Here is a 3,957-nt window from a genome sequence, read left to right as displayed (position 1 = left end):
GAGCGCGGCGCCGTGGTCGTCGACGACTACTCGCGCAGCAACGTCGAGAACATCTGGGCGGTGGGCGACGTCACCGACCGCCTCAACCTGACGCCGGTGGCGATCCGCGAAGGCCAGTCGTTCGCCGAGACGGAGTTCTATGGCCGCCCGACCCGCTTCGACCACGAGACCGTGGCCTCGGGCGTGTTCTCGCAGCCGCCGGTCGGCACGGTGGGCCTGTCGGAAGCCGACGCCCGGCACAAATACGGCAAGGTCGACATCTACCTGACGCGGTTCCGGCCGATGAAGACCGCCTTCGTCGGCGATGACGAACGGTGCCTGATGAAGCTGGTCGTGGAGGCGGCGAGCGACCGCATCCTGGGCTGCCACATCGTCGGCCCGGAAGCCGCAGAGATGATCCAGATGGCCGCCGTCGCCGTGAAGATGGGCGCCACCAAGGCGCAGTGGGACGCCACCTGCGCGGTCCACCCGACGCTCGCCGAGGAGCTCGTCACCCTGCGCGAGAAGTACGTGCCCCAGGGGTTGGGCCAGGCCGCATGATCCGCCGGGCCGGCCCCGGAGGCGAGGTGCTCGCAAGCCGGCACGCGAGCGATCGGGCCGACCGGCTGGGCGCCTGGTGCGGCTGGCTCGTGGCGGGCGCCTTCGCGCTCCTCCCCGCGCTGGGCTGGCTCGGTCCGCTGGGCATCCCGATCCTGGTGGCGCTGGTTGGTCTTCTCGCCCTGCCGGCGCTTCGGATCGAGGACCACGACCGACCGATCGCCGTGCTGCTGCTGGTCTCGCTCCTGTGGGCGGCGATCTCGACGGTCTGGAGCCCGTTCCATCCGTCGAAGCCGGCGAACAATACGGCGCTCAAGCTGGCGCTCGAGCTGCCGCTCTACTGGTCGGCGATCTGCGCGGCGCGGCGGGCGAGCCCGCCGCTGAAGCGGCTGGCGCTGCAGGTGCTGGCATGGGGATCGGCGCTGTTCGGGCTGGTCCTGCTGATCGAGTTCATGACCGACGTGCGGCTCTACGAGATCCTGCACACCGCCTTCTACCAGCCGATCCGCCACGACCTGGCGCAGTCCAACATCGGCCACGCGACCTTCGTGCTGGCGCTCCTGTGGCCGCTCGCGCTCGCGGCCGCCATGAAACTGCGGGCGCCCCTCTGGCTGGCCCTGCCGATGGCCGCAGGCGTCCTGGCGCCGGCCGTGCGCTTCGCCTCCGACGCGCCGGTGCTCTCTGTGCCGCTGGCCGCCGGCGTCGGGATCGCCGCCTGGCGCTGGCCGCGCGGCGGCCCGCGGGCGCTGGCCGGGGCGGCGGTGGTCTATTGCCTCGCCGCGCCGCTGCTCGTCTGGGCCGGGCGGGCGAGCGGCCGCTACGGCGCTCTGGAGGCGGCGATCCAGCCCTCCTGGTCGGAGCGGATGAGCTACTGGAGCCATGCGCTCGACTGGACCCGCGACCATCCGGTCCGCGGCTGGGGGCTGGACGCCAGCCGGATGTTCGGCCCCGGCATCATCCTGCACCCGCATGACGACGCCCTGCAGGTGTGGCTGGAGCTCGGCCTGGTCGGCGCGCTCCTGATGGCGGCGATCTGGTGGCTGGCGGTGTCGCGACTGGCGCGCCGCACGCCGCAGCCCCGGGCCGCCGGCGTCGCCGCCTCGGCGAGCGTCTATCTGCTGTTCGGCGCGGTCAATTTCGGCGTCTGGCAGGAGTGGTGGCTGGCGCTGGCGGCGATGATCGCCATGGCCTCGGGCCTGATGGCCGAGGCCGATCCGTCGCAAGCATCGACCTGAGCGGCCATATCGACTAGAAGGCGCGCTTTCGCTTAGCGCTTCGACGGGGGGCGCGGAGTTCGAGCCGATGACCGAGCACTGGACGCCGGCCTCCTGGCGGGGCAAGCCGGCCAAGCAGATCCCCACCGACTATCCGGACCTGGCGGCGCTCTCGCGCGTGGAGCAGACGCTGCGCGGCATGCCGCCGCTGGTGTTCGCGGGCGAGGCCCGGCGGCTGAAGGCGCTGCTGGGCGAGGTCTCCGAGGGCCGGGCCTTCCTGCTGCAGGGCGGCGACTGCGCCGAGAGCTTCAAGGAGTTCCACGCCGACAATATCCGCGACACCTTCCGCCTGATCCTGCAGATGGCGGTGGTGCTGACCTTCGCCGGCGGCCGGCCGGTGGTGAAGGTGGGCCGCATGGCCGGCCAGTTCGGCAAGCCGCGCTCCTCGACGACCGAAACGCAGGGCGGCGTCACCCTGCCGTCCTATCGCGGCGACAACGTCAACGGCATGGAGTTCACGCCCGAGGCGCGCACGCCGGACCCGCAGCGGCTGGTGCAGGCCTATGCCCAGGCCTCCTCGACGCTGAACCTGCTGCGCGCCTTCGCCGGCGGCGGCTACGCCGACCTCTACAACGTGCACCGCTGGACCCTGGGCTTCGTGGCCGACAGCCCGCAGGGGGCGCGCTACCGGGAGCTCTCCGACAAGATCACCGAGTCGCTGACCTTCATGGGCGCCATGGGGATCACCCCGGAGACCCACCGCGAGATCCATCAGGTGGAGTTCTTCACCAGCCACGAGGGCCTGCTGCTCAATGTCGAGGAGGCCATGACCCGGGTCGATAGCACCACCGGCGACTGGTACGACACCTCGGCCCACCTGATCTGGATCGGCGAGCGCACGCGCGATCCGCAGGGCGCGCACGTGGAGTTCTTCAAGGGCATCAAGAACCCGATCGGGGTGAAGTGCGGCCCGACCATGGAGGCCGACGAGCTGCTCAGGCTCGCCGATGCGCTCAATCCCGTGAACGAGGCGGGGCGGCTCACGCTCTACGGCCGGTTCGGCTTCGACAAGATCGGCGAGCGGCTGCCGCGGCTGCTGCGTGCGACCAAGCAGGCGGGCGCGAACGTGGTCTGGGCGATCGATCCGATGCACGGCAACACGCTGACCGCCAACAACGGCTACAAGACCCGGCCCTTCGAGCGCATCCTGTCGGAAGTCCGAAGCTTCGTGGAGATCTGCAAGGCCGAAGGCGTGCATCCCGGCGGCGTGCACCTGGAGATGACCGGTCAGAACGTCACTGAGTGCACCGGCGGCGCGCGGCGGGTGAGCGAGGGCGACCTCGCCGACCGCTACCACACCCATTGCGATCCCCGGCTGAACAGCGAGCAGGCCCTCGAGCTCGCCTTCCTGGTGGCGGAAAAGCTGAAGGACGAGCGCACCGAGCTGACGCGGCGGGCGGCGGCCGTCTGAACCGCGGTGGTCACGCTGGACCGCAGCCTCGGGCGGACCGCCTTCGGCGCCGATCCGGCGAGCTACCACCGGGCGCGGCCGCCCTATCCGGAGCGGGTCTACGAGATCCTGCAGTCGGAGTGCGGGCTTGCGCCAGGAACCGCCGCATTTGAGGTCGGGCCGGGCACGGGCATCGCGACGCGCCGCCTGATCGAGCTCGGCGCCGATCCGCTCGTCGCCGTCGAGCCCGACCCGCGGCTGGCGGCCTACCTGCGCGCGACGACGCCGGCCGCCGAGGTGATCGAGGCCGCCTTCGAGGAGGCGGAGCTCCCCGCGGCCGCGTTCCGGCTGGGGTGCGCGGCCACCGTCTTCCACTGGCTCGACGCCGGGCCCGCTCTGGCCACGGCCGCGAGGCTCCTCCAGCCGGGCGGCTGGTGGGCGATGTGGTGGAACATGTTCGGCGATCCCGACGTGGCCCGCGACGACTTCCACGAGGCCACCGACGAGCTGCTGAACGGGCCTCGCAGCCCCTCGGCGGGCCTGGTCGGCGGGCCCTGGTTCGCGCAGGACGTCGCGGCGCGTGCGGCCGAGCTCGCCGCGGCCGGGTTCGAGCCGCCGCACTACGAGGAGATGCGCTGGACCCTGGTGCTCGATCCGCCGGGCGTGCGGGCGCTCTACGCCACCTATTCCGAGATGCAGGCCAGGCCCGCCGAGGAGCGCGAGCGCATCCTCGACCGGCTGCAGGAGATCGCCGCC

Annotated in this window: 4 protein-coding genes; all 4 read left to right on the top strand. The window is 71.8% G+C overall.

From position 1 onward, the window contains the following. Positions 1-540: FAD-dependent oxidoreductase (locus tag VLI41_RS16110; RefSeq protein WP_325269109.1), on the top strand; the 540-nt coding region annotated here is incomplete at its 5' end. Continuing rightward, a complete protein-coding gene (locus VLI41_RS16105; RefSeq protein WP_325269108.1) occupies positions 537-1,772 on the top strand; it encodes an O-antigen ligase family protein in 1,236 nt (411 codons plus the stop codon). The genes VLI41_RS16110 and VLI41_RS16105, both read left to right, overlap by 4 nt. Before the next feature lie 67 nt (positions 1,773-1,839). Continuing rightward, entirely contained in the window at positions 1,840-3,222 is a 1,383-nt protein-coding gene (locus tag VLI41_RS16100; protein WP_325269107.1) for a class II 3-deoxy-7-phosphoheptulonate synthase, read from the top strand. 6 nt (positions 3,223-3,228) lie between these two features. Continuing rightward, positions 3,229-3,957 (top strand): class I SAM-dependent methyltransferase (locus VLI41_RS16095; RefSeq protein WP_325269106.1); only part of this gene is annotated, 729 nt, incomplete at its 3' end.

Source organism: Phenylobacterium sp. (assembly GCF_035475775.1).
Taxonomy (GTDB): Bacteria; Pseudomonadota; Alphaproteobacteria; order Caulobacterales; family Caulobacteraceae; genus Phenylobacterium.
This window is presented reverse-complemented; position numbering and strand designations above follow the sequence as displayed.